The organism is Dyella sp. SG609, assembly GCF_012275375.1.
GTDB lineage: Bacteria > Pseudomonadota > Gammaproteobacteria > Xanthomonadales > Rhodanobacteraceae > Dyella_D > Dyella_D marensis.
Window position 1 is genome coordinate 147,063 of sequence record NZ_JAAZQJ010000005.1, and the last position, 22,713, is coordinate 169,775.

18 protein-coding genes are annotated in these 22,713 nt (G+C 63.6%); 7 read left to right on the plus strand and 11 right to left on the minus strand.

The genetic code is table 11. The features are described 5' to 3' along the window. Positions 1–17: 17 nt before the first annotated feature. The gene (gene coxB, locus FHW85_RS11165; protein ID WP_167253563.1) at positions 18–962 is read right to left on the minus strand and encodes a cytochrome c oxidase subunit II; all 945 of its coding nucleotides are present in this window, start codon (positions 960–962) and stop codon (positions 18–20) included. Between the two features lie 20 nt (positions 963–982). After that, complete coding sequence (locus tag FHW85_RS11170; protein ID WP_208399646.1) at positions 983–1,468, minus strand: DUF2244 domain-containing protein; 486 nt, start codon at positions 1,466–1,468, stop codon at positions 983–985. Between the two features lie 328 nt (positions 1,469–1,796). Between FHW85_RS11170 and putA the strand changes: the two genes are divergently transcribed. Continuing rightward, positions 1,797–4,952, plus strand: a complete 3,156-nt coding sequence (gene putA, locus FHW85_RS11175; RefSeq protein WP_168648280.1) for a bifunctional proline dehydrogenase/L-glutamate gamma-semialdehyde dehydrogenase PutA — start codon at positions 1,797–1,799, stop codon at positions 4,950–4,952. A gap of 29 nt (positions 4,953–4,981) precedes the next feature. Here putA and FHW85_RS11180 read toward each other — a convergent pair whose 3' ends face one another. After that, positions 4,982–6,358 carry a hypothetical protein gene (locus FHW85_RS11180; RefSeq protein WP_168648281.1) on the minus strand — a complete coding sequence of 459 codons (1,377 nt, stop codon included), beginning with the start codon at positions 6,356–6,358 and terminating at the stop codon, positions 4,982–4,984. A gap of 66 nt (positions 6,359–6,424) precedes the next feature. After that, positions 6,425–7,240, minus strand: a complete 816-nt coding sequence (locus FHW85_RS11185; protein WP_168648282.1) for a phosphatase PAP2 family protein — start codon at positions 7,238–7,240, stop codon at positions 6,425–6,427. 169 nt (positions 7,241–7,409) lie between these two features. On the opposite strand from FHW85_RS11185, the gene FHW85_RS11190 reads away from it, so the two are divergent. The 4 genes from FHW85_RS11190 to FHW85_RS11205 all read left to right on the plus strand — a co-directional run bounded on the left by FHW85_RS11190 (position 7,410) and on the right by FHW85_RS11205 (position 11,810). After that, on the plus strand, positions 7,410–8,495 hold the full coding sequence (locus FHW85_RS11190) for an AraC family transcriptional regulator (protein ID WP_167253557.1): 1,086 nt from the start codon (positions 7,410–7,412) through the stop codon (positions 8,493–8,495). 206 nt (positions 8,496–8,701) lie between these two features. Continuing rightward, on the plus strand, positions 8,702–10,156 hold the full coding sequence (locus FHW85_RS11195) for a pectin acetylesterase-family hydrolase (protein ID WP_168648283.1): 1,455 nt from the start codon (positions 8,702–8,704) through the stop codon (positions 10,154–10,156). Between the two features lie 10 nt (positions 10,157–10,166). Further along, complete coding sequence (locus FHW85_RS11200) at positions 10,167–10,766, plus strand: hypothetical protein (RefSeq protein WP_168648284.1); 600 nt, start codon at positions 10,167–10,169, stop codon at positions 10,764–10,766. 744 nt (positions 10,767–11,510) lie between these two features. Next, the gene (locus FHW85_RS11205) at positions 11,511–11,810 is read left to right on the plus strand and encodes a hypothetical protein (protein WP_168648285.1); all 300 of its coding nucleotides are present in this window, start codon (positions 11,511–11,513) and stop codon (positions 11,808–11,810) included. A gap of 63 nt (positions 11,811–11,873) precedes the next feature. Here FHW85_RS11205 and FHW85_RS11210 read toward each other — a convergent pair whose 3' ends face one another. The 5 genes from FHW85_RS11210 to FHW85_RS11230 form a co-directional block, all read right to left on the minus strand. After that, positions 11,874–12,098, minus strand: coding sequence for a hypothetical protein (locus FHW85_RS11210; RefSeq protein WP_168648286.1), 225 nt, complete (start codon positions 12,096–12,098; stop codon positions 11,874–11,876). 4 nt (positions 12,099–12,102) lie between these two features. After that, positions 12,103–12,447 carry a DUF6572 domain-containing protein gene (locus FHW85_RS11215; protein WP_168648287.1) on the minus strand — a complete coding sequence of 115 codons (345 nt, stop codon included), beginning with the start codon at positions 12,445–12,447 and terminating at the stop codon, positions 12,103–12,105. A gap of 11 nt (positions 12,448–12,458) precedes the next feature. Next, on the minus strand, positions 12,459–12,716 hold the full coding sequence (locus tag FHW85_RS11220; protein ID WP_168648288.1) for a hypothetical protein: 258 nt from the start codon (positions 12,714–12,716) through the stop codon (positions 12,459–12,461). A gap of 473 nt (positions 12,717–13,189) precedes the next feature. After that, positions 13,190–13,516 (minus strand): hypothetical protein, encoded by a 327-nt coding sequence (locus FHW85_RS11225; RefSeq protein WP_168648289.1) that lies wholly within the window; start codon positions 13,514–13,516, stop codon positions 13,190–13,192. Between the two features lie 325 nt (positions 13,517–13,841). Beyond that, on the minus strand, positions 13,842–14,585 hold the full coding sequence (locus FHW85_RS11230) for an alpha/beta hydrolase (protein WP_168648290.1): 744 nt from the start codon (positions 14,583–14,585) through the stop codon (positions 13,842–13,844). A gap of 176 nt (positions 14,586–14,761) precedes the next feature. Here FHW85_RS11230 and FHW85_RS11235 point away from each other — a divergent pair, with 176 nt between their 5' ends. Continuing rightward, positions 14,762–15,055, plus strand: a complete 294-nt coding sequence (locus tag FHW85_RS11235; protein WP_168648291.1) for a hypothetical protein — start codon at positions 14,762–14,764, stop codon at positions 15,053–15,055. Between the two features lie 941 nt (positions 15,056–15,996). On the opposite strand, the gene FHW85_RS11240 is transcribed toward FHW85_RS11235, so the two are convergent. Further along, on the minus strand, positions 15,997–16,386 hold the full coding sequence (locus FHW85_RS11240; protein WP_168648292.1) for a hypothetical protein: 390 nt from the start codon (positions 16,384–16,386) through the stop codon (positions 15,997–15,999). Beyond that, on the minus strand, positions 16,383–21,167 hold the full coding sequence (locus FHW85_RS11245) for an RHS repeat-associated core domain-containing protein (protein WP_168648293.1): 4,785 nt from the start codon (positions 21,165–21,167) through the stop codon (positions 16,383–16,385). The genes FHW85_RS11240 and FHW85_RS11245 overlap by 4 nt, the downstream gene beginning before the upstream one ends. A 318-nt stretch (positions 21,168–21,485) precedes the next feature. Between FHW85_RS11245 and FHW85_RS11250 the strand changes: the two genes are divergently transcribed. After that, positions 21,486–22,712 (plus strand): parallel beta-helix domain-containing protein, encoded by a 1,227-nt coding sequence (locus tag FHW85_RS11250; RefSeq protein ID WP_167253540.1) that lies wholly within the window; start codon positions 21,486–21,488, stop codon positions 22,710–22,712. Position 22,713 lies beyond the last annotated feature (1 nt).

A 22,713-nucleotide genomic window follows, 5' to 3' on the forward strand; every position in this document is an offset into this window, starting at 1 on the left:
GGCGTGTGGCCGAAGGATCAACCCTGGTGGCTGTTCGCCGGAGCGGCCGCCTGCGCGGTGCTCGGCGCGGCGGCGCTGGAAGCCGGAGCCGGAGCGGCCGGCTGCGCGGCAGGCTGCGGCTGCGCCGCCTGCTGCTTCTGCGCCAGCCACTGCTCGAACTCGGCCTTGGGCACGGCCTTCACCACGATCGGCATGAAGCCGTGGTCCTGGCCGCACAGCTCGGCGCACTGGCCGCGGTACACGCCCGGTTCCTTGATGTTGGTCCAGGCCGCGTTGACGATGCCGGGGATGGCGTCGATCTTCCAGCCCAGCGCCGGCACCCACCAGGAGTGGATCACGTCGCCGGCGGTGATCACGAAGCGGATCTTGGTGCCGACCGGCACCACCAGCGGCTCGTCCACGTTGATGAGATAGGTGTTGTAGCCGTCCACCTTGACCGCGTTCGGGTCCAGGCCGGACTTCAGCTGGCGGGTCTCGTCGCTCTCGCGGTCCAGCTTGGACATGAAGCCGACCTTCTCGACCGGCTTGCCCTGGTAGTCGACGTAGTCGTAGCGCCACTTCCACTGGTAACCGGTGATCTTCACGGTCATCTGCGAGCCGGTGGTGTCGGCGAAGGTCTTCAGGCCGCCGGTGGCCAGGTAGGCCAGCACGATCAGGATCAGCACCGGGATGGTGGTCCAGACCACTTCCAGCGTGGTGTTGTGCGACCACTTCTCGGCCACCGCGCCGCGCGATTTGCGGAAGCGGAACATCGCCACGAACATTGCGCCGAACACCACGATGCCGATGACGACGCAGACACCCAGGGCGACGTTATTGAGGAAGTAAGGCTCGGAGGACCATTCGGTCACGCCGCGCGTCATGTTCAGCTGACCGGGTTCCGGGTTGGACCACGCCGCGCCAGCAAACAGCGCGCAGATCGTTGCCACCCATGCCTTGATCCTGATGCCGCCAGATGTCATGTCTTGCACCCTTGTTGAACCTACCTGCGCGGCTGGGGATGAAGGTCCGCCAGCAGCACCATGAGTTTCCTCGACAGCTCGGCGCGCTCCTCGTCGGTGAGGAATGCCCCGATCTCCAGCTCGCGCCCGTGCGACGTCAGCAGCAGACGATGGCGTCCCGCCCCCTCCCCCAGCCGCACGCGCACCCAGTAGGACTGGAAGCGCGCACTGCGCCGGCCCGGCAGGGATTGCACCTCCAGCGACGTGGCGTCGAGGGTGATGCGCTCGCTGCGGTCGCCGGCCCGCCAGGCTACGCCCAGGGCGAGAGCCACCGCGGAGGATTCGACCAGCGCGAACAGCGGAGCGAATACATTGCCCTGCCATGCGCCGAGTCCGGCCGTCGTCAGCGCCAAAGCCGCCAGTACCCCAATCCATCGACGCAGATCGCGCCGGCTGAGGGCGCGATTAGGCTTGAGCCAAATCGTCGCGCACGGCAGGCCGGCGGCAGCTGGTCGAAGCACGATCATGGAATAACCGGCGTGCCTGGAACCCGCGAATCATAGGCCGCGGCGTCCGCACGGGCAAGAATGACGCAGGGGCTTGACGCGGGCTTCGCGATGCGGTGCGCCGAAATGAAGCCCCTCTCCCATCGGGAGAGGGGTTGGGGTGAGGGTACGGGCGGAGCGCAAGAGTGATGCGCACCGCTCCGCCCGTACCCTCATCCGGCTGCCGCCACCTTCTCCCGGCGGGAGAAGGACTCGCTCTTGAAGCCTGAGGGGCATACGGATGCGTCCGTTCTGCCACACCACGTACAATTGCGGAATTCCCTGCGCTTCCCCGGCCCATCGACCTCCCGTGACCCAGCCCATCCTCAGTCCCGAACTCCCGACCGGCGCGGAACCGGCCCGCGCGCGCATCACCGCCGCCTGGTTGCGCGACGAGACCGAAGCGGTCAACGACCTGCTCGTGCAGGCCAGCCTGCCGCCCACCGAGCGCGAAAAAGTCATCGACCTCGCCGCCGACCTGGTCACCCGTGTGCGCGCCCGCGCCAAGGACCAGAGCGCGGTCGAATCCTTCATGCGCCAGTACGACCTCTCCAGCGAGGAAGGCGTGCTGCTGATGTGCGTGGCCGAGGCCCTGCTGCGCATCCCCGACAAGGCCACCGCCGACAAGCTGATCCGCGACAAGCTGGGCGACGCCAACTGGAAGAAGCACCTGGGCCAGAGCGAGTCGCTGTTCGTCAACGCCTCCACTTGGGGCCTGATGCTCACCGGCAAGCTGGTCAACCTGGCCGAGGACACCCGCCACGACTTCACCGGCGCCCTGCGCCGCCTGGTCGGCCGCGCGGGCGAGCCGGCGATCCGCCTGGCCGTGCGCCAGGCCATGCGCATCATGGGCCACCAGTTCGTGATGGGCCGCACCATCAACGAGGCGCTGGACCGCTGCGCGCAGAAGGAATACGCGGTCTACCGCTATTCCTACGACATGCTCGGCGAATCGGCGCTCACCAGCGAGACCGCCGAGCGCTATCAGCAGGACTACCGCAACGCCATCGCCGCCATCGGCGCGCGCGGCCCGTTTGCCAACCACACCGACGCGCCGTCGATCTCGGTCAAGCTCTCGGCCCTGCATCCGCGCTACGAAGTGGCCAAGCGCGAGCTGGCCCGCCGGGACCTCACCGCCAAGCTGCTGGAACTCTCCCAGCTGGCCATGAAGCACGGCATCGCGCTGTCGGTGGACGCCGAAGAAGCCGACCGCCTGGAACTGTCGCTGGACATCCTCGGCGACGTCTTCGCGCATCCCTCGCTGGCCGGCTGGAACGGTCTCGGCATCGTGGTGCAGGCCTACTCCAAGCGCACCCCGTTCGTGATCGACTGGCTGATCGAGACCGCCCGCGGCTCCGGCCGCCGCTGGTACGTGCGCCTGGTCAAGGGCGCCTACTGGGACGCCGAGGTGAAGCGCGCGCAGGAGAACGGCCTGCCGGGCTATCCGGTGTATACGCGCAAGCCCAATACGGACGTGTCGTACCTGGCCTGCGCGCGCAAGCTGTTCGATGCCGGCGTGGAACTGATCTATCCGCAGTTCGCCACGCACAACGCGCACAGCATCGCCGCCATCCATCACCTGTCCAAGGGCCGCCCGTACGAGTACCAGCGCCTGCACGGCATGGGCACCGATCTGTATGCCGAAGTGATCGGTGCACAGAACCTCAACGTGCCCTGCCGCGTCTACGCGCCGGTCGGCACCCACGAGGACCTGCTGCCCTACCTGGTGCGCCGCCTGCTGGAGAACGGCGCCAACACCAGCTTCGTCAACCGCGTGGTGGACGAAAGCCTGCCGGTGCGCGAGCTGGTGGCCGATCCCTGCGAAACGGTGCGCTCGTTCGCATCCATTCCCCACCCGCGCATTCCGCTGCCGGTGAATCTTTACGGTGAACTTCGGAAGAATTCCATGGGCGTCAACTTCTCCAACGACAACGAACTGAAGGCCCTGGCCGAGACGGTCAACGCCAAGTCGGGCCCGTGGACCGCCGCGCCGCTGGTCCCGGGCGCCACCAGCGCCGGCCCCACCGTGCAGGTGACCAACCCGGCCGACCGCCGCCAGGTGGTGGGCAGCTACGTCAGCGCCGACAGCGCCACGGTGGAGAAGGCCCTGGCCAATGCCGTCGCCGCGCAGCACGGCTGGGACCGCCTGCCGGCCGCCAGCCGCGCCGCCATCCTGGAGCACGCCGCCGAGCAGCTCGAAGCGCGCCGCGGCGAGTTCATCGCCCTGTGCGTGCGCGAAGCCGGCAAGGGCCTGCCCGACGCCATCGCCGAAATCCGCGAGGCCGCCGACTTCCTGCGCTACTACGCCACCATGGCGCGCCGCTACTTCGGCCAGCCCGAGCAGCTGCCCGGCCCCACCGGCGAAAGCAACCAGCTGTTCTTGAACGGCCGCGGCGTATTCGTCTGCATCAGCCCGTGGAACTTCCCGCTGGCCATCTTCCTGGGCCAGGTCGCCGCCGCGCTCGCCGCCGGCAACAGCGTGATCGCCAAGCCCGCCGAGCAGACCAGCCTGATCGGCCATGCCGCCGTGCAGCTGCTGCACGAAGCCGGCGTGCCGGCCGACGTGCTGCAGTACCTGCCGGGCGACGGCGCCACCGTCGGCGCCGCGCTCACCCGCGACCCGCGCGTGGCCGGCGTGGCCTTCACCGGTTCCACCGAAACCGCCTGGGCGATCAACCGCGCCCTGGCCGCGCGCAACGCGCCGATCGCCGCGCTGATCGCCGAGACCGGCGGCCAGAACGCGATGATCGCCGACTCCTCCGCTCTGCCCGAGCAGATCGTCAAGGACGCCATCTCCTCCGCCTTCCAGTCCGCCGGCCAGCGCTGCTCCGCCGCGCGCGTGCTCTACGTGCAGGAAGACATCGCCGACAAGGTCTGCGCCATGCTGGCCGGCGCCATGGCCGAGCTGAAGGTGGGCGACCCCTCGCAGCTTTCCACCGACGTGGGCCCGGTGATCGACGAGGACGCCAAGAAGATTTTGGTCGACCACGCCGCGCGCATGGACAAGGAAGCGAAGAAGATCGGCGAAGTCGCGCTCGACCCCGCCACCACCGCCAACGGCACCTTCTTCGCCCCGCGCGCCTATGAAATCCCCGGCCTGGCCACGCTCACCCGCGAAATCTTCGGCCCCGTGCTGCACGTGATCCGCTGGAAGGGCAGCGAGCTGGACAAGGTGGTCGACCAGATCAACGCCACCGGCTACGGCCTCACCCTGGGCATCCACAGCCGCATCGACGACACCGTGGAGTTCATCCAGAGCCGCGCCCGCGTCGGCAACTGCTACGTCAACCGCAACCAGATCGGCGCGGTGGTCGGCGTGCAGCCCTTCGGCGGCGAAGGCCTGTCCGGCACCGGCCCGAAGGCCGGCGGCCCGCACTACCTGTTCCGCTTCGCGGGCGAGCGCACGCTCACCATCAACACCACGGCGGCGGGCGGCAATGCGTCGCTGCTGACGATCGGCGAGTAACACATGCGATGGCCTGACGCAGGGATGCGTCAGGTGTCGTCGTCGCTGCTGTCGGAGAAATGCGGGTCCTTGCCAGGATAGAAGCCCGCCGGCGGACGGGCTCGGGTAAAGCTCCCCTTGCCCAGGGCACGCCGCGCGGTATTCGGAGTTTCCGCCATCAGAAAACGCGGCGGTTGCCGCTCGTCGCCCACGAAGCCTTCGTGGAACGACAAGTCGCCGGCTTCCACCGCGCGCAGCACGGAACGCCCGTGCTTGCTCGAACCGCCCACGCGCTCCGGCTCCGAGATCGTCATGATCGCCATGAACTTGGCGGCTGCATTCGACTGCCGTCCATCGGCGATCGCTCCGTCAGCCGGCCGCTTGCCGGTCTTGATCGCACCCAGCAGTTCGCGCGCCACCGCCTGCTCTCGCGCCTTGCGCCCGCCCGCGGCCGTATCGCCGACGAAGGCGTCGACCAGCTCCGAATATTTATGGCCCACCGAGGCGTTGCCATAATCCTCCTTGGTCGTGCTGATCTTCGGCCCGCGGTCGCGCGTCGGAAACTTGGAAAGGGTGACCGGGCCATAGGGCGTGTCCACGGAAACGGACGCCTTGTTCTCACTGTTGCGCCACGCCCTGCGCATGTTGCGTGCCTGGCGCTCGAACGCGTGCACGGATTTGCCGATCGTCCCGGCGCCGGCGCGGGCCTCATCGCGTTCCGCGGCGTTCCGATAACGCCCACCGGTGCTGCGCGGCGCGAAAGTGGCCACCACCGGATCGAGCGGACGCTTGGGCAGCTTGCGCCGCGTAGCCGGCAGCTTTGCCGCCGGCGGCACGCCGCCGTCAGCGGCGGCCGCCGGCTTCCTCGACCCAGCCCGCCAAGGGGACAGCTTCCTGGCAACCTTCTTGGTGGCCTTCTTGCTCGCCGCCGCCATGCTCGAATTGACCGTCGGCACCATGGTCGATGCCTTCTTGGTCGTCGGCAGCATCAAGGACAGCTCGTCCGGCTTGCGCTTGACCACCGACGCCGCCGGCGTCGATGAACTGGACGAGGACGCCGGCTGCGCGGCGGTCGGCTTGCGCGGAATCTTGCGGGTGAACATCGGCTTTGCGGCTGCAACTGCGCCCGGCGGCGTTGCGGCTGCCGTTGCCGTTACCGGTGCGAGGGTTGGCTTTGCCGCCGGCGGGCTGTGGAGCTTCGTGATCGTTTGCGCCGCCGCGGCCCGCGTTGCCGCCGCCGACGCGGATACCTTGGCCATCGGCTTCACGGCGACCGGCGGCGCCAGCACCGCCGGCTTCCTCACCCCGCTCTTCAAAGGGCCGAGCTTGACCAACTCGGACTTTCTAGCCCAGTCCGGAGCCGCGCGCAGGCCTCCCTTCTGCATGGACGAAAGCGCCTTGCCCTGCCGATCGACGCGCTTGCCCAAGACGCTTCCTCCCTGATGCGCGATGCAGTTGTCAGCGTGTCTTCAAACGCGGATCGCGCGCGCTCGTCAATAAGGCGCCTGCTCAATCAAAGCATGTTCCGCCGCGCACTGCCCGCCGTCCACCGGTGTGCCCGCCGCACGCAACGCCGCCAGTTCTTCCCGCGCCGCCACCATATCCGCCTGAAACGCCGGCTCCGCATGCAGCCGCGCCACGATGGCCGAGCCATTGATCTGGCCGGCCTGGATCGCGCTCAAGTTATGCGCCCCGCACACCACGCGGCTGTCCGCGAAGGAGCGGGCGCGCAGCAGCACGTCGTTGGCGCGGTCCGGCGCCAGCTCGGTGAGAATCAGGCCCACCGTCCAGCCCCAGGTGGCATGCCCGGACGGATAGTCGAAGCTGCGGCGCAGGCGGTCCTTGGATTGGCAGACGGCGCCTTCGTCGATCAGGAACGGGCGCTGGCGCTGGTTGGCTTGCTTGGCCGGGTCGGTGACGCGGACGCCATCCTCGTCCACCCGCTTGAGCAAGGCAGCCAGACGCGGCAGGCGCGCGGGGTCCATCGTCACGCCCATCGCGCAGCTGAAGTCGCGCAGCATGTCGGGCACTTCGAGGTTGACGTCGCTGGTGGCCAACGCCCAGCGCGGCGTGCCTTCCAGCTTGCGGGTGTCGCGGAATACCTGGCGGTCCGCCTCGTAGCGCGCGGAGCCGGCTTTCGGCGCGGCGGGCAGCACCTCGGCCATGTGCAGGGCGGCAGGGTCGGCGAGATAGCCCTTTGCTGCTTGCGCGGCAGGCATGGGGGTCTTCGCGGCGGGCGCGGCGCAACCGGCCAGCGCGGCGGCGAACAGCCACGCGGCGTGGCGGGCATGGAAGTGGGACGGGCGCATGCTCGGCTCCGGCAGGGGCAAGCGCCCATCACACAGCGGTTCTTGTCCCATCACAATAGGCAGGCGGGCCAAAGGTTTGTGCATCGCGCAAGCACCGGCCTGCCGTGCGTGCTATAGAAACGCCTTCCGCGCCGGCCGCCGCCGGCAACCGTGGGGAGCACGAGGCACGATGGCACGTCCCGCCACCCTGGCCGGCCTGGCGCCGTCCGCGGCGCATCCGCTGCTGGCGGACGACCCGCGCTACACGGCCGCCGAGTTCCCGCCGAACAAGCTGCTTTACCTGGCCCAGATGGCCGACGCCCTGGGCGTGGACAGCCGTCCCTGGTTCGCCGGCCTGGCGCTCAGCCGCACCCAGATCGCCGACCCCGCGCTGCGCGTTTCCTACCGCCAGGCCAGCCTGTTCGCGCGCCGCGCCCTCCAGGCGCTGGACGTGCCCGACGCCGGCCTGCGCATCGGCCGCGAAGGCACCATCGGCGGCTTCGGCCTGTTGGGCCTTGCCATGATGACCTCGCGCACGCTGGGCGACGCCATGCTCGCCGGCATCGCCCACCACAAGATCTGCGGCTGCCTGCTGGAACTCAACTTCGAGCAGCTCAGCGAGCGCGAAGTGGCGCTGGTGGCGTGGCCGCGCTTCGGCGACACCGAATTGCTGCCGTTCTTCTGCGAGGAACTGTTCGCCAGCTGCCTGATGATTGCGCGCGAACTGGTCGGCCCCGAGTTGCGCCCGGTGCGCGCGGAGTTCGGCTATCCGCGCCCGGCGTACGCGCGCGCGTACGAAGAACTGTTCGAATGCGAAGTGCGCTTCGGCACGCCGCAATGCCGCCTGCTGATCGGCACGCCGTGGTTGGCGCGCCCGCTGCCCGGCCACAATCCGCTCACCGCGAAGCAGGCGCTCGCGCTGTGCGCGCAGCAGCTGACGCCCGATGGCGGCGAGCCGCACCAGGAAATCGTCGCCGCGGTGGAACGCCTGCTGCGCAGCCGCCTGCGCCAGCAGCCACGTTTGCTGGACGTAGCGCGCACGCTCAACCTCAGCGAACGCTCGCTGCGCCGCAAGCTGGCCGAGAGCGGCCGCATCTTCCGCGAGATCCACGACCGCGTGCGCGCCGAACGCGCACTGGAACTGCTGCGCGCCGGCCAGTTGAGCGTGGCGGAGATCGGTTCGGAAATCGGCTTCAGCGACCCGCGCGAATTCAGGCGTGCGTTTAAACGCTGGACCGGCATGCCGCCGCAGAACGCACGCCACGCCGGCGACTGAGCTGCGCGGGGGGGCAAGCCGGACAAGTGCGGGGGGCAATGCAGCCGACCTGCCCGGTTTTCACGCAATCTTGCTTGTGGCGTGCCGCCGCAAGGCGTCTGCTCCGTCGATCGGGCCAGGGGAGCATGGCCCGTACCGGTGAACCACCGGGCATTACGCGATCGTGACCCACGTATCTCGTGCCGATTGGATTCGGAGGAGCCGACATGTCCCTACGCCGCACATCCTTGGCTGCCCTGCTGGGCGGCTTTCTGCTTTGCAATGCCGCGCCCGTGCTGCACGCCGAAGAAGGCGATTACACGCCGCTGCAGGTGCTGCTCAATCTGATCAGCCCGCCGAAGGCCGATCATCCGGTGACGCCGGATCAGCGATTGGGGCCTTACCCGTTATTGAGCAACCCGGCGGGTTTTGCCGATGGCTTCAAGCCCGGTGCTTTTGATCAATGGCAGACCATTCAACTGGCGCCGGAAACCGGGGCGATCTGCGGCAATGGTTCGCCGTATAAATTCTTCCTGCTGCGCAGTGCGCAGACCACCAATACCGTGGTCTATATGGAAGGCGGCGGCGCATGCTGGGATTACGGCAGTTGCACCGGCCAGTCGGGTATTCGCGGTGCGCGCAACCCTAATGGCATTCCCGATAACTACATGACCATCAATAACCCGGGCGCGCTGCTGGTCAGCCCGTTCGTGGGGCGGCTCAATCTGCTGGATCTGGTGAATCTGCTCAATGGCGAGTCGCCGCAATTGCAGCCATTGAAGACGCAGCAGTGGAATATCGTCTATGCGCCGTATTGCACCGGCGACATCTATTCGGGCGACCGGGTGGCGGTGTATCCGGATCCGAGCGGGCAGCATGAGCCGTTGATCTGGCATCACAACGGCCTGCGCAATGAGCGCGCGATGCTGGCGTGGCTGAAGGATCATTTGCCGCGGCCCGGCCAGATGCTTTCCACCGGTTGCAGCGCTGGCGGCACCGGCAGCCTTACCAACTATGCGGCACGCCGCAAGGATATGGGTTCGCCGCGTTCGTTCCTGCTCGATGATTCCGGGCCGATCTTCTCGGCACCGGCGGGCGGCAGTTCGACGGAGTATCCGTCCGCGCCGCTGTTCGCGCAGATCCGCCAGGCCTGGGGCCTGGATGCAGCGAACGGGCCGCTGAATACTCTGCAGCATTACCTGCCCACGTTCGATCGCAGCGATATGGGCAGCATCTATCCCGCGCTGTCCGCGGAGTTTCCGAACGACCGCCTGGGCCATACGCATTTCTGGCAAGACCTCAATTACTCCAGCTATTCGTATGAGCGCTTCTATCCGGAAATCGCCAATGCGCCGGACGAGGCAACCAAGGAGCGGCTGATTCACCAGCTGTGGGCGATCGACACCAGCCGGCTGCGCCAGACCACCGATGGCCTGAATAACTTCGGCGGTTATTTCCCGCAGTATCGCTCGCTCAACGAGAGCCACTGCACCACCATCGTGGATCTGCGCAATGGCGATATCCAGGATCAGCATCTGGAGCTGATCGACTTTATCAACAACGTGCTGGATGGACAGGGGCGCGTACTGCACGCCTCGGAGGCCAGCGATGCGGCGGACCGGGCGAAGCCGGTGAATCCGCTGTATGTGCTGGTGAATCAGTTGCTCAGTAACGGGTTGTGAGGTGAGACGGATGAAACCTGTGGTTGCCGTTGTGGCTGTGTGTGGCCTCGGCTTGGGCGGGCTTTGGCTTGCCTGGCCGGGGCCGCATCCGGCGGCACCGGTGCGTGCCGCTGCAACGGTAGCTGCGCCGCCACCGGTGGCGGCGATGGCGGACAGTGCGGTGGTACGCGAGTATCGGGAACGCGAGCGTTTTGGCGACGACGTGCACGATTTCTTCGCTCGCGCACGTTCGCTGGATCCGGTGGCGCGCCAACGGCAGGCGGACACCTTGCGTGAGGAGTTGCGCCAGCGCGAGGCGGATCGTTCGATCAGCGCGGGCGAGTCGATGAACCTGCAGATCGCCCTGGTGCGGGTGACGGTGGACGATCCGCAGGAGCAGGCCGATGCGCTCAACGCGCTGGGCGAGCAGTTCCGCGCACAGGCGGATCAGGCGAACCAGGCGTGGTTGCAGCAGTTGGCGGCCGATGCGCAATTTCAGCGTTACAAGCAGGATGAACGGCGGATCGTCGAGGCGGTGATGGCGATGCCGGTGATTCCTGGCGGCATGAGTCGCGATGCGTATCTACGTGAGCAGTTGCAGCAGGCGCGTGAGGCGGCGTATCGAAGATAGAACCCACCCAGCTATCGCAGCCCCACAACACCGTCATCCCGGCACAGGCCGGGATCCAGTAACGGGGCGCTAGATGGAGCGACGTGCTTCAAGGCCGCGCTGTTGACGCTACCGCGACAATCGAGCGCTGTCGCCACTGGATGATTCGCTTCGCTCACCCCTTCGGGGCCGCCCTACGGACGTTCTTCGCGCTGCGCGCTCGTCCGGCCTACGCCGGAATGACGGCGCTACAAATCGGATTCTCCCTACAGACAACCCTAAATTGCTCTGCTAGCGTGTTTGCGTTGCCCGCGCTGTGGTTTCGATGCGCGTCGCGGGCAACCATGGCAGCAATGTCGTGAGAGCGCGGGCCAAGGGTGGTGAGACACCCCTGACCCGCTAACCATCACCAACCCCAGGAGTTGATCATGGCTAAGCCAGATCATACGTCACTCGCGCGCTCGCTGATCCCCAAGGCGACACATCCTCCGACTAATCGGGCCGTCCGCATCTACCGCGGGCACGGTTGAAGAACCGCGGCCTAAGAGTTTTCGCAGGTAATAAATCCTAGCCGCGAAACCCGGCGCGTTGCCTCGTGCAACGGCGAAAGCGACCGAAGCCGCAACCCACTTCATCAATCAAGCCGCCCGGCGCCTGCCTTCCAGGCCGTCGGTCAATCCCGAGTCCGTATGGTCGCGGCACGCCGTGCTGTTCTGGCGACGTGCCGTTCTCGGAACGGGAGCGGCGTATAGCAAGGAGCTGCTTATGAACGACGTTTTCGGCGAACCGTGGATGGTCCGCCATACCTCTTATTACTCCGACCCCGACGCCGGGCCGGACGCTTTGTTGAACGACGCCACGGAGTGGCTGCAGTACGCCTACAACGCCATCCGAGTACTGGCCGGGATGGCGCGCGAAGGCGGCGAAGTCGATACGGAGCATTTGCCGGTAATGCTGGAAGGCATCGCGACGTTTATCGACATGGGCACGCGTTGCGCGATGCTGGCGCATGGCCGGGTGCAGTGGTTGCAGTTACAGCACGAAACCACACCACCGCCAGCGTAGGTTGGGGTGAGCAAAGCGAACCCCAACAATGCGACGACCATCGCATGTTGGGGTTCCCCAGCCTTACCTACTTGCCGGATTGATACGAAATCCTGAAGAGATGCCGCTTTGCGCTTTCATCTTTTGTGTCAGGTAAGCCACGTACAGATCGGCGAACAGGACCGTCAGCAGTGATGCCGCCTTGAGGAGGGTGCTGAGGAGTCTGGCGATCTTTGCGCTCAGGGCAGGCAGCGGCATCGCTCGATGTTGGCCAAAAAAATTCTGCCCGAGATATTCCGGCCAGGACACTCACTCAAGACGGTCGGCGATAACCGGCGGGAAGAGGATGAAACGAGAATTCATATCCCATCTCGCCCAACTGCTGCTTGGCGGCATTGAGAATGCGCAACGCGCTCTCGCTAGGCTTGTACTGCTGCACCAATTCGATACGAATCGGAAAGCCCACTGCGTCGGGAAGCGACTCAAAGATCTGGCCGGATCGGATGAAATCGAGATAGCAGGAAATCTTGCGCTCGAACAGGCGAACATGCCCCTCCTCATCCTCCCAATCGAGATGATCGGAAATCAGAAGGACTGCCTTCCGGTCCAACTTGGATATTCCAAGCGAGTCGACGACGCGGTCATCTTCGATGGTCATCACGGTCCTTGTCAGCAGAACGGCTTGTCATCCCTGATTGCCAACTCGTACCACGAGTAGATGTCACCCAGCATTTCTTCAAGAGCCTCGGCCTCGGCCTTCAACTCTTCCGAACCACCTCCAGCCAAGGTCCTGACAGAGGCTGCCGTTTCCAACAGACTCCTTAGCGTGTCCCCTTGCACCAGCACGCCCGCGCCCTTCCTGCCTGGCAGCCGCATAACAGCGTTATTACCTGGGTCTGTAAGAAGCTCCACCTCAATAGTCTTCATCAGCTTCCGCCATCTATCTCGATCAGGACCCGGCAAGCATGCTAGATCAGGCAAGAACGAAGTGAGAGCAGTGGGTTGACGGGCAACTCATCTAACATCGCCCGTCCCAGTCCACACCTTGTCGATTCTTTAGTTTGAATACCATTCCTCGCTCTGGAACTCCAACGGAACTGGATCCTCACCTGGATCGATGCCTTGTGCCTCCAAACGCCGGAACCACTCGTCTCTCAAACTTTCAGGCAACCTGTCTCCACTCCATGGACAGAACGAAATTACAAGAGAGCTTGTTCCACCATCCAGTATTTTTTATTGCGTACTCACGGAACTTTGCCTTGAAAACCACCGGATAATCAGGATCGTCGCAAGCAATCCGCATAGATTCGCAGCAATGGCTGAAAGTACTCATAGCTCGATATCTCTTCCAGGTACGGAGCATCTAACGTCACCGTCCATATTTCCAGTTCGATGAACACCTACCGCCCGAAGGACCGCTTCAGAACCTGTTGCCCCTTTGCATCCATCAGATAGTGCACCTCCCGCTTGCCCGGAGGAGATCCCATTGCCAATTCATCGCCATCCTTGATTTGAGCAAAGAAGACGATCTCGATGCCGTCGGGCCTACTGTTGATCACAATCTGATATCCGCTCGACATGTATCCATCCAACTTAAATCTATCAATCGCGTTGAATATTGCCTGAGATCGATAGGGATCAAGTTGAATCTTTGAAGCTCCCGAACCCTCTGCATGGCCGAGACTCGCAAATAACAAGAAAGTCGTGAGTATGGATAGACATTTCATATAGCGCCCCTTGATTATTTAAGTGGAAGCTGCTCACCCACGTGCGCGTCATAGTAAAAGAATTGTTGACTTGGCGTTCCGAGATAGGAAATCCACCCATCTATTATCCCGGCGGCCTTCGCACTATTTTTCATATCAGTTTCGGAAAAATAGTCTGAATTAAACTCATCCAAGGTCGGATCCGTCACTGCTATCGGATCACCACCATTAATGAGATTTAACGTCACCCGCCCCTATTACCGGAGCAGCTGCAGATCGCGTGTGAAGCGGCGTACCGGCAATAAGCACCAACAACCCGAAACCGCTCCGCACCCGTCACCCCGGCCTACTCCACCCCCGAAGCAAGCCCGGAAACGAATCTGGCGATAGCGCTGGCACATTCCGCCGGAGCGGCCTGCAACAGAAGATGAGGACCTGGGATATCCACGACTTCGGCATGTGGAATGCCAGCAAGCACGTGCGCGCTCACAGACCGCGAAAACAGTCGATCATCGCTCGCCCTGAGATACAAGACGGGTATCGATATCGCCTCCAAACGAGATGAGACATCGGCCCTCAGTGCAGCCGCACCTCTGAAACGAAGCACCGAAGAGCTGACCGCCTGAAGCGATGCCCTGAGTACCTCGTCAAGTTCTCGAGTGGCCCAGCGCCCGAGCAGCACCCATGACAGCAGCGCGTGCGGCATCGGGCGAACAGGCGCAAAGCGCGTGAGCGAAGCTAACGGGGACAACCAGGGCATGGGGCTTTTCGAAAACGTTGTCGAGAGCACCAAACCAACCAACCCGGGCGGCCTGGAGGCAGCTATGGCGATAGCGACCGGGCCGGAGAACGACTGGCCAAGGAGTACATAAGGCAGCTCCTTCGGCAGGTCGTTTCGTACAAAGGATTCGAGCTCGTCGTATCCAAGCACCTGGTCAGGCGGATATGAAATCGACACAACGGATTCGAACGCAGCCCCCATGGACTCGGCAAACGCCGCCGACAGCAAGGCCAGTCCATCGAGCCCCGGGAGTACGACGAGTGCGGCTTTGTACGGAAGTGCGAGCGTTGGGATACTGCGCAAACCCATGCTGATGACACCTTATCCCGAATATGAGACTGGACGCGGTTAATTGGACCACAATCGTGGAGGCGATGCCGGCGATTCCAGGCGGATTGAGTCGAAATGAGTAGCTGCGTGAACGGTTGCAGCAAGCGCGCGAGGCGGCGTATCGATGGGCGCCTTGGCCTGGCAAGGAGTTGCTCATGAATATCTATGGCGAACCATGGATAGTCCGTCACGCCACTTATTACTCCGATCCTGAAGCGGGACCGGACGCCCTGTTGAACGACGCCACCGAGTGGCTGCGCTACGCCTATAACGCGATTCACCTGTTGGCCGAACTGGCCCACGAGCGGGGCATCGCTGACATGCAGAGGCTGCCGGTAATGCTGGAAGGCATCGGCGCGTTTATCGACATGGGTGCGCGTTGCGCAACGCAGGCGCATCTGCGCATGCAATGGCAGCAGGTACAACAAGAAACAGAACCCACGAGGTGACCCACCCCCACCCGTCATTCCGGCGCAGGCCGAAATCCAGTAGCGAGGCGCCGCATGGAGTGCCTGCCTTCAAAGGCCCGCTTTTTAAACGCCCTCGCGAACACCAGGCACGATCGCCACTGGATTCCGGCCTGCGCCGGAATGACGACAACCCAACCTCGCGACACCCTCCGGACTCCCCCTCCCCTCCGGGGAGAGGGCTGGGGTGAGGGACCGGCCGGAGCGATGCGCCAAAAGCCACTCAATCCGCCACATTGACCGCCGACAACACCTGGCAACGGCCGCAGCCAAGCAGCTAATTATGCCGTCCGTTATCACCCGCCGATCCATCGCTGGTATGAGCGCGAACGCACACGCAGACATCGTGTCGTTGCCATCAAGGCCGTTGCACACAAGCTGGCCAGAGCCTGTTATCACATGCTGCAGGAGGATACGGTGTTCGATCCGATCCATGCCTTCCGATGATCATGCTGACGGTCGCAGGCCGGAAACGGGGTATGGCCTTTGAGCCAGCCACTCTGAAAGGTCGCGACCGTCGGCACCCGTGTTGGACGCAGGACCGCACGCGGACCGAGCCACCAGCCCGAGACTCTGTGCGACGCACGACGCGCACCTGGACGGACTCCGCGATGACCACTGAGTGTTTGGGTACATCGGAGCCGCCATGCGGCTCCAACCAGAAGGGTGACTGGCGCGATCCTGGCGCCTACGGCAACACACCGGCTGGCGGTCAGCGGCAAGACGGGTGGACACTCCTCGCTATCGCCGGGGATGGGCACTTATGTGCTTATTGACCCCGGCGGCGAAATTGTGACCCCGTTGCCGTGGTAAATGCCTGAGATGGAGGCGTGCTTAACTACCTCCCCCCCTTATCGAAGCTGCCCGAATCTGACTCCGTTGCTGGTCCCGATACCGTGGACGCAGCCAGTATCCAGGGCACCTCATTTGCCATGTATATCTTTCACATATTTCGTAAATTCGTCCTTATTCACGACGAACTTATGGTCACCAAACCTCACCACACCATTAGCGTCAATAAAATACACCTCGGTGGGCGAGTAAATGATTTTCGCCCGCACATTACTCTTCTGATAAAATTCCGAATCCTTTCTCGGCAAAAGCATGGAGCGAAATACTTTCTTGTCAATCGTGTAACGGCAAGGACCTTTACTACCGATCTCTTCTTCATTGCGCCCAATTGCTAGACCGACTCGAAAATCGATAAAGCAAACCAAAGCGCTTTGCTCAGAAGGTGCTTTGAGATCCTCCATCGCAGCGGCACCAGATGAAAGCCCGATCAGCGCTAATCCAATAACGGTTAGTTTTTTCATTTTTGGCAGTCCGGATTGTAGCGGGTTCGAAGCGGCAACCCCATTTCGCGTCGAATAGGGTTCTCAATCATTCTTACATTGTCACCTAACGGATCCTTCTGGGTATTATTGTCCTGATATCCCCAAGCATGACCTAGCTCATGTCCGATTAGTACAGGCAAGGAAATAGTCTGCATCCCAGCAGTTGTCGGAATCAACGGAAGGTCACCCATCCCAATGAGTACGGCATGATTATACCCCTCGCAACCCTTATAGTCAGGAGAGGGACAATATCCGTTAGCTATCGCCTGATCGCTCGTATACCTTATTTGGTACTCAATGGGAGACTTCTCGAGATCGGCATTTATGCTACGAGCCGTCTCGGATCGCCTATTTAACTCGGCGTATGCGTTCATTAAAGTGCGAGCCCTTTTTGGATCACCCTCCACAACCTTGACAATTAGTCCGCTGGGATCGGCACTCACAAGCGGATTATTGGAGACATAAGCATACGTATCCGCCCCACCCACCAAGCCAATCGGATCACTCTGAAGATAACGCCCCGTGGCGGAATCGTAAGCGCGATTGATATTGTCGTTTAATCCAGCCTCGGCATCACTGTACTGTCCAGGGAAGCGCAAATTGAACGGGTACCCGCTACTTGAAGTAGGCTGCTTTTCCCCGAATGCATTGCCTTGGTAGGCCCACTGCCACTGCACCACTCCCGAATCATCCCTCACCATCCGCGGCGTACCCAACCCGTCCGCAGTCACATAGCTCGCCTTGGCCGTCGCCCCAACACCATCGACTACCGCCACCGGCAGCCCATTCATCCAGATGTAGTCGCGATTCGTCGTGCCGTACTCGCTCAGCAGCTGGCTACCTTCGTCATAAGCAAAGCGCTCGGCCACCACCTGCGGCGCCGTCACCGCCTTCGCAATCCGCTGCCCCATCGCGTTGTAGCTGTAGTTGGCCACAGTCTGGCCATTCCGCTGCACCACCGTCATCCGGTTGCGCCCGTTATAGCCATAGCCAAACGCATCGCCGCCGGTAGAGTTCCCGGTGGTATTGCCGTTGGCGTCATAGGTGCGTGCGCTGCTGCCGATGCTGGTAAGCCAATGCGTACCGCTCTGGTACCCATAGGTGCCGGTAGCGAGACCACTGGCGCTCTTGCTCAGGCGATCACCCGTCTTGTTATAGGTGTAGGCCTCGATCGCCGTGCCGGTGGCATCATTGATGGAATTCAACCGATACAGCGCGTCATAGCGATACGTCTCCGTAGCCGGACTGGCCCCCGCCACATCGCCAAGCGCCGTAATATTGCCCATCACATCCCTGGCGAAATGCAGGTTGAGCGGCGCGCTCACAACATCGGTCAACGCATAATTCGCGTCGTAGGTGCGCGTAACCTGCTTGCTGTAGCCGATCTTCCCCAGCATGTAGCTCGTTATGGGGCCGAGCGGCATATAGGTGACTGAGTAGACGATCGTATTCGTCGTTCCAGCAGCCGTCAGCGCCACCGACTGCACCCTTCCGACGATATCCCGCGTATAGGTGACCACCACGCCACTGGGATAAGTGAGCGTCGCCAGCCGATCGGCGAGGGTATAGGTATAAGCCACCACATCCGTCTGCGTGCCCTGCGTCTGGCTCTTGCGCACCACGTTGCCGCGCACGTCATAGCAGTAGGTCGTGGTTACGTTGGCTTCCACCACCCGAGTCAGACGGCCAATGGGGTACGAACCTGTGCAGCCCGTAACGCTATCGGCCTCGTCGTAGTACCAGGCGACATTGTCGGCCGCCTGCGGGTACGTCGCCGAAGTACGCCGGTTCAGCGCATCGAACGTCTGGGCGACCTGGACGCCACGCGCGTCAGTCACCGAAATGGCGTTACCCGCCTTGTCGACGATGGCGCTGGAATTGCCCGTATCCGGACTATGCAATCCGACCTGATCGCCAAACGCGTTATGGTCGTACAGCGTGTTCAGCGCATCCGGATCGCCAACGCCCGCCATCCTGCCGAGCGCGTCGTACTGATACACCGTCTGCGCATTGCGCGTCGCCTGATCGCTGCCGTTGAAATCCTCGGTGGCACCCACCACGCGATTCAAAGCGTCATAGTCGCGCTTGAGCTGGACATTCAAGCCGTCGGCCGCATGCACCAGATTGCCGTTGGCGTCGTAGCTGTCCGTATACGCCGCGCTCATGACGCTGCGATTGAGTGCGTCCTGCACGCCCGTAAGCTGCCCCAAGGTGTTGTACGAGCGGGTCAGGCTCCGCGTCACGACGCCGTTGTTGGCATTAGCCACCTGTTCCTTGATGCGGTTGCCCGCCGCATCCAGCGTGAAGTTCACATACTCGCCGTTGCCGTTGCGGATCTGCGTCAGGCGGTGCGCGGAGTCATAGCCGTAGGTGGCGGTGACATTGTCCGGGTCGGTCACGGTGATGACGTTTCCGGCGTTGCTGTAACCGTACTGGGTGACGGCATCCTTCGCGGACGCCGACCCGTTGGCATTGGCGCGCACCGTGCGGCTGAGCAGCCATCCGCGGGACTTGTACGTCAGGTCAGTGATGACCCCATTCGGATCGACCGTCCGCGTGGGCCGCCCACTCTTGTCATAGGCAGCAAAGGTAATGACCTGGCCGAGCGCATTCGTCACTGACTTGAGGTCACCGTGCTGCCACTGCGTGCCGTCGGTGAGGTAGTACTGATAGGTCGTGGTCTGCGCGATATCGGTACGCGGACCGGTGGCGCTGAGCATCAGGCCGACCAGCGGACACTGCACGGCATCCACGGCCGTGCAATAGGTATAGGTGGTACGGCGTACGCCCTCCGGCGCCGTGCCGGTATTCGAACAGATGTAGCCCGCGGCGGAGACCGCACCGGGATCGATCTCGCAATAAGCCAGCACCTGGCCCATCGTGTTGTATGCCCATCCCGTCGAGGCAACCGCGTGACCCTGGCTATCCAGCACGCGCCGGCTCAACGGGCGCCGGAGCTGGTTGTCCCACACCGTGGTCGTGGTGCGCTGGTCGCTGGTGCCCACCGCTTCGACGGTCTGCAGCAGCAAGCCGTACTGGTCGTAAGTGACCTGCGTGGTGACACCCTTGAAGTCCACATACGTCGCCGGAAAACCACGGCTGTCGTAAGTGCGGCTCTTCCAGCGCTGCCCGCAATCGGGGCTGCACGGTGCGTCCATGGAGCTGACGCGCGCCAACCCTGCGACCGACGACATGCCGATCTTCACCGTATTACCCAGCGGATAGGTGACGGAAGCGGAACCGTCGGCGTTATAGGCAATCCGGGTAGCGCCCACGCCGCCGGCGAAGGTGGACGACGTTGCCCGGCCTGCGTCGTCGTAGGTGATGGTCTCGTAACGCGCGCCGTTCTCGTCCTGGATGCCGGTCATCGCATTGGGCAGGCTGGTCTGCCCGATATAGGCGGCTTCGTTGAAACCATAGAGACGATAGTTGGAGTCGGGATACGTCACCTGGGCCAGGTTGCTGCTGGCCGTGACGTAGTAGTAGTTAAGCGTTTTATTGTCCGGCAACGTGATGGAGTTCAGGCGCGCGGAGCTGTCGTAGTAGAAAGTCAGCTTCCGGCCTTTGGAATCGGTGACGGTCTTGAGCAGCCCCAAGCGGGGGTAGTACGTCGACGTCGTCGTGCTGTAGGTCAGCGTGATGCCCTGGCCATCCTGTCCAAGCACCTGGATCAGCTTGCCGGTGCTGTCATAGGTTTCCGTTTCGCGGCTGCCGCCGATAAACACCGAATAGCCGGTAAGCACGCCCTGGCCGTCGCGGATTTCCGCCAGCTGGTCCACCGGAAGATCCGTCGCCCAGGCGCTGCCCGACTTGGTGAACGTCTCCTGCTTGCCGTCCGGCCGCAGCATGATGATGGTCGCCACCGGCGTGCCGATCAGGCGCAGCGAGCGGTCGAAGCTATGGCGCCAGCGGAAACCGAGATTGGCTGGCGCCACCGCGCCGCTGCTGTTGTAGAAGCGGCGGAAGGTCAGCCAGTAGCTGGCGGTGTAGTCATCTTCCTGCAGGTAGTAGCTGCCCGTGCCGGCATCGATCGGATCGCCGACCTTGGGCGAACCCATGGCCTCGGCGCAGGACGAACCATTGGCATTGCCACTCGCACCGGAACCGCTGCCGCTGCCGCCGCCCGGCGAACCCAGGCCGCCATCGCACGGCGCGCCGCTGCCGAGATTCCTGGCCACGTCGCCGCCGAAGCGAACGGCGCTGACCGTGCCCGGCTTGCAACCGGTCACCGCCGTCCAGGCGCCGCTGAAACTGGCCCCGTCCGCCGTCACATTGAGAGTGGACGTGGTCTGGCAAGGCGTATTCGTGCCGGAACCCCGCGCAACCACCGACGCATCGCTCAAGGTCAAGGTGCTGCCGGACACCGTGCCGGTGACGGACCAGGTGTACCAGTTGGTTGCACCGTTCGCCTGCGGCGTCGTCTTCCGGGTTCCGGTGACGTTGCCGCTATCGTCCTGCCGCAGGTCGTACTCCTCTTCCCATGCCGCGGCGGTTGCATCGCCAGGCGCCTGCAGGTTGCCATGCCACAGCCCGGTCACATTGACTGTCGCAGTCGCGGCAGCGCTGGCAACGGCCTGCCGCTGCGCCAGCCGCGGAGCCACGGCGGGGCTTCCGCTGTAGTCCTGGGCATGCGCCGCGGAGACGGCGAGCATGGCCATGCAACCGAGCGCGAACGCTGGCTGCCTGAAGAAGCGGTACAGGCGCTCGCGAACCGAGCGCATCGAGATGGCGCGCAGGCGCGCGCGGACAAGGCTGGTCACCCATCACTCCTTTGACGGTCAAGCGTTCCAATCGCATGTGGCCCGGCTGGCGGCGCCCCTTGTGCAACCAGGGGAAGGACGCTCGCGAACCCTGCTCAAGAATGTCGAAGGTTTGCAAAGACTGCGTGAAGGATTGGTGGTGATCTCAGCTTCCGGCCTCTGCACCCGGCGATCGCGCCGAGGCCAGATATCACCCGGGGCCACATCCCCACGTTGGCCGCTTTGCCCCCCACCCCCTGGCGGTTCCCCCCTCCCCCCGCCGTAAGCCTTGCGCAACAGTAGCCCGTCGATTCGGTTTCCTGGGGAGGCTCGCCGGACATGCGCAAGTTGCTACTCACGGTCGCGCTCGGCGCGGCCCTCGCCGCGTGCAGCGGCCACGATCAGTCCACCGCCCAGAACGAAGGCGGCGACGCCTTCCAGGCCAAGCTGCAGCAGCAGTTGCTGGATGCCAAGGCGGGCAGCGTGATCGAGATTCCGGCGGGGCATTACCACCTCAATCGCGGCCTCAGCCTGCGCACGGACGGCGTGACCATCCGCGGCGCGGGCAAGGACAAGACGGTGCTGTCGTTCAAGGGCCAGGTGGTGGGGCCGGAAGGCCTGCTGGTGAATGCCAGCGACTTCACCATCGAGAACCTGTCGCTGGAAGACACCAAGGGCGACGCGCTGAAGATCAACCAGGGCAAGAACATCACCATCCGCGGCGTGCGCGTGGCGTGGACCGATGGCCCCAAGACCACCAACGGCGCCTACGGCCTGTATCCGGTGAAGACCGAGAACGTGCTGATCGAGGACTCCTCGGTCACCGGTGCGTCGGACGCCGGCATTTACGTGGGCCAGTCGAAGAACATCGTGGTGCGGCGCAACCGCGCCGAGCAGAACGTGGCCGGCATCGAAATCGAGAACTCGATCGATGCGGACGTGTACGACAACGTCGCCACCGGCAACACCGGCGGCATCCTGGTCTTCAACATGCCCAACCTGTCGCAGGCCGGCAAGGCCACGCGCGTGTTCAAGAACCAGGTCAATGCCAACAACCTCGACAACTTCGCCGCCAAGGGCGCGGCGGTGGCGAGCGTGCCGGCCGGTTCCGGCGTGGTGGTCAACTCCAATGACAAGGTGGAGATCTTCGACAACGACATCGCCGACCACCGCACCGCGAACGTGATCATCTCCAGCTACTTCTCCACCAACTACTACAACACCAAGGGCGTGGCGGCCGACTACAACCCGTATCCGAAGGGCATCTTCGTCTACGGCAACCGCTTCAAGGGCGGCGGCGAATCGCCGGACGGCATGAAGCTGAAAGTGTTGAAGAGCGCCGTATACGGCATGAGCGGCCGCTTCCCGGACGTGCTGTGGGACGGCTATGCCGACACCAAGCACGGCCCGGTCGGCGCCAACGACCGCATCTGCATCGCCGGCGCCAATGGCGTGCTCAATGCCGACGGCCCGAACGACTACAAGAACCCCAGCACCGACACCAAGCCGTACGAGTGCACCTTGCCGAAGCTGCCGCCGGTCGTGCTCGACGCGGCCAAGTCCTGAG

Bases quoted from the DNA above. Each gene is read 5' to 3' on its own strand.
- FHW85_RS11200 (WP_168648284.1), top strand. From the start codon at position 10,167: ATGAAACCTGTGGTTGCCGTTGTGGCTGTGTGTGGCCTCGGCTTGGGC.
- FHW85_RS11240 (WP_168648292.1), bottom strand. From the start codon at position 16,386: ATGAAAAAACTAACCGTTATTGGATTAGCGCTGATCGGGCTTTCATCT.
- coxB (WP_167253563.1), bottom strand. From the start codon at position 962: ATGACATCTGGCGGCATCAGGATCAAGGCATGGGTGGCAACGATCTGC.
- FHW85_RS11230 (WP_168648290.1), bottom strand. From the start codon at position 14,585: ATGGGTTTGCGCAGTATCCCAACGCTCGCACTTCCGTACAAAGCCGCA.
- FHW85_RS11195 (WP_168648283.1), top strand. From the start codon at position 8,702: ATGTCCCTACGCCGCACATCCTTGGCTGCCCTGCTGGGCGGCTTTCTG.
- FHW85_RS11185 (WP_168648282.1), bottom strand. From the start codon at position 7,240: ATGCGCCCGTCCCACTTCCATGCCCGCCACGCCGCGTGGCTGTTCGCC.
- FHW85_RS11205 (WP_168648285.1), top strand. From the start codon at position 11,511: ATGAACGACGTTTTCGGCGAACCGTGGATGGTCCGCCATACCTCTTAT.
- FHW85_RS11250 (WP_167253540.1), top strand. From the start codon at position 21,486: ATGCGCAAGTTGCTACTCACGGTCGCGCTCGGCGCGGCCCTCGCCGCG.
- FHW85_RS11215 (WP_168648287.1), bottom strand. From the start codon at position 12,447: ATGACCATCGAAGATGACCGCGTCGTCGACTCGCTTGGAATATCCAAG.
- FHW85_RS11220 (WP_168648288.1), bottom strand. From the start codon at position 12,716: ATGAAGACTATTGAGGTGGAGCTTCTTACAGACCCAGGTAATAACGCT.
- FHW85_RS11170 (WP_208399646.1), bottom strand. From the start codon at position 1,468: ATGATCGTGCTTCGACCAGCTGCCGCCGGCCTGCCGTGCGCGACGATT.
- FHW85_RS11235 (WP_168648291.1), top strand. From the start codon at position 14,762: ATGAATATCTATGGCGAACCATGGATAGTCCGTCACGCCACTTATTAC.
- FHW85_RS11190 (WP_167253557.1), top strand. From the start codon at position 7,410: ATGGCACGTCCCGCCACCCTGGCCGGCCTGGCGCCGTCCGCGGCGCAT.
- FHW85_RS11225 (WP_168648289.1), bottom strand. From the start codon at position 13,516: ATGAAATGTCTATCCATACTCACGACTTTCTTGTTATTTGCGAGTCTC.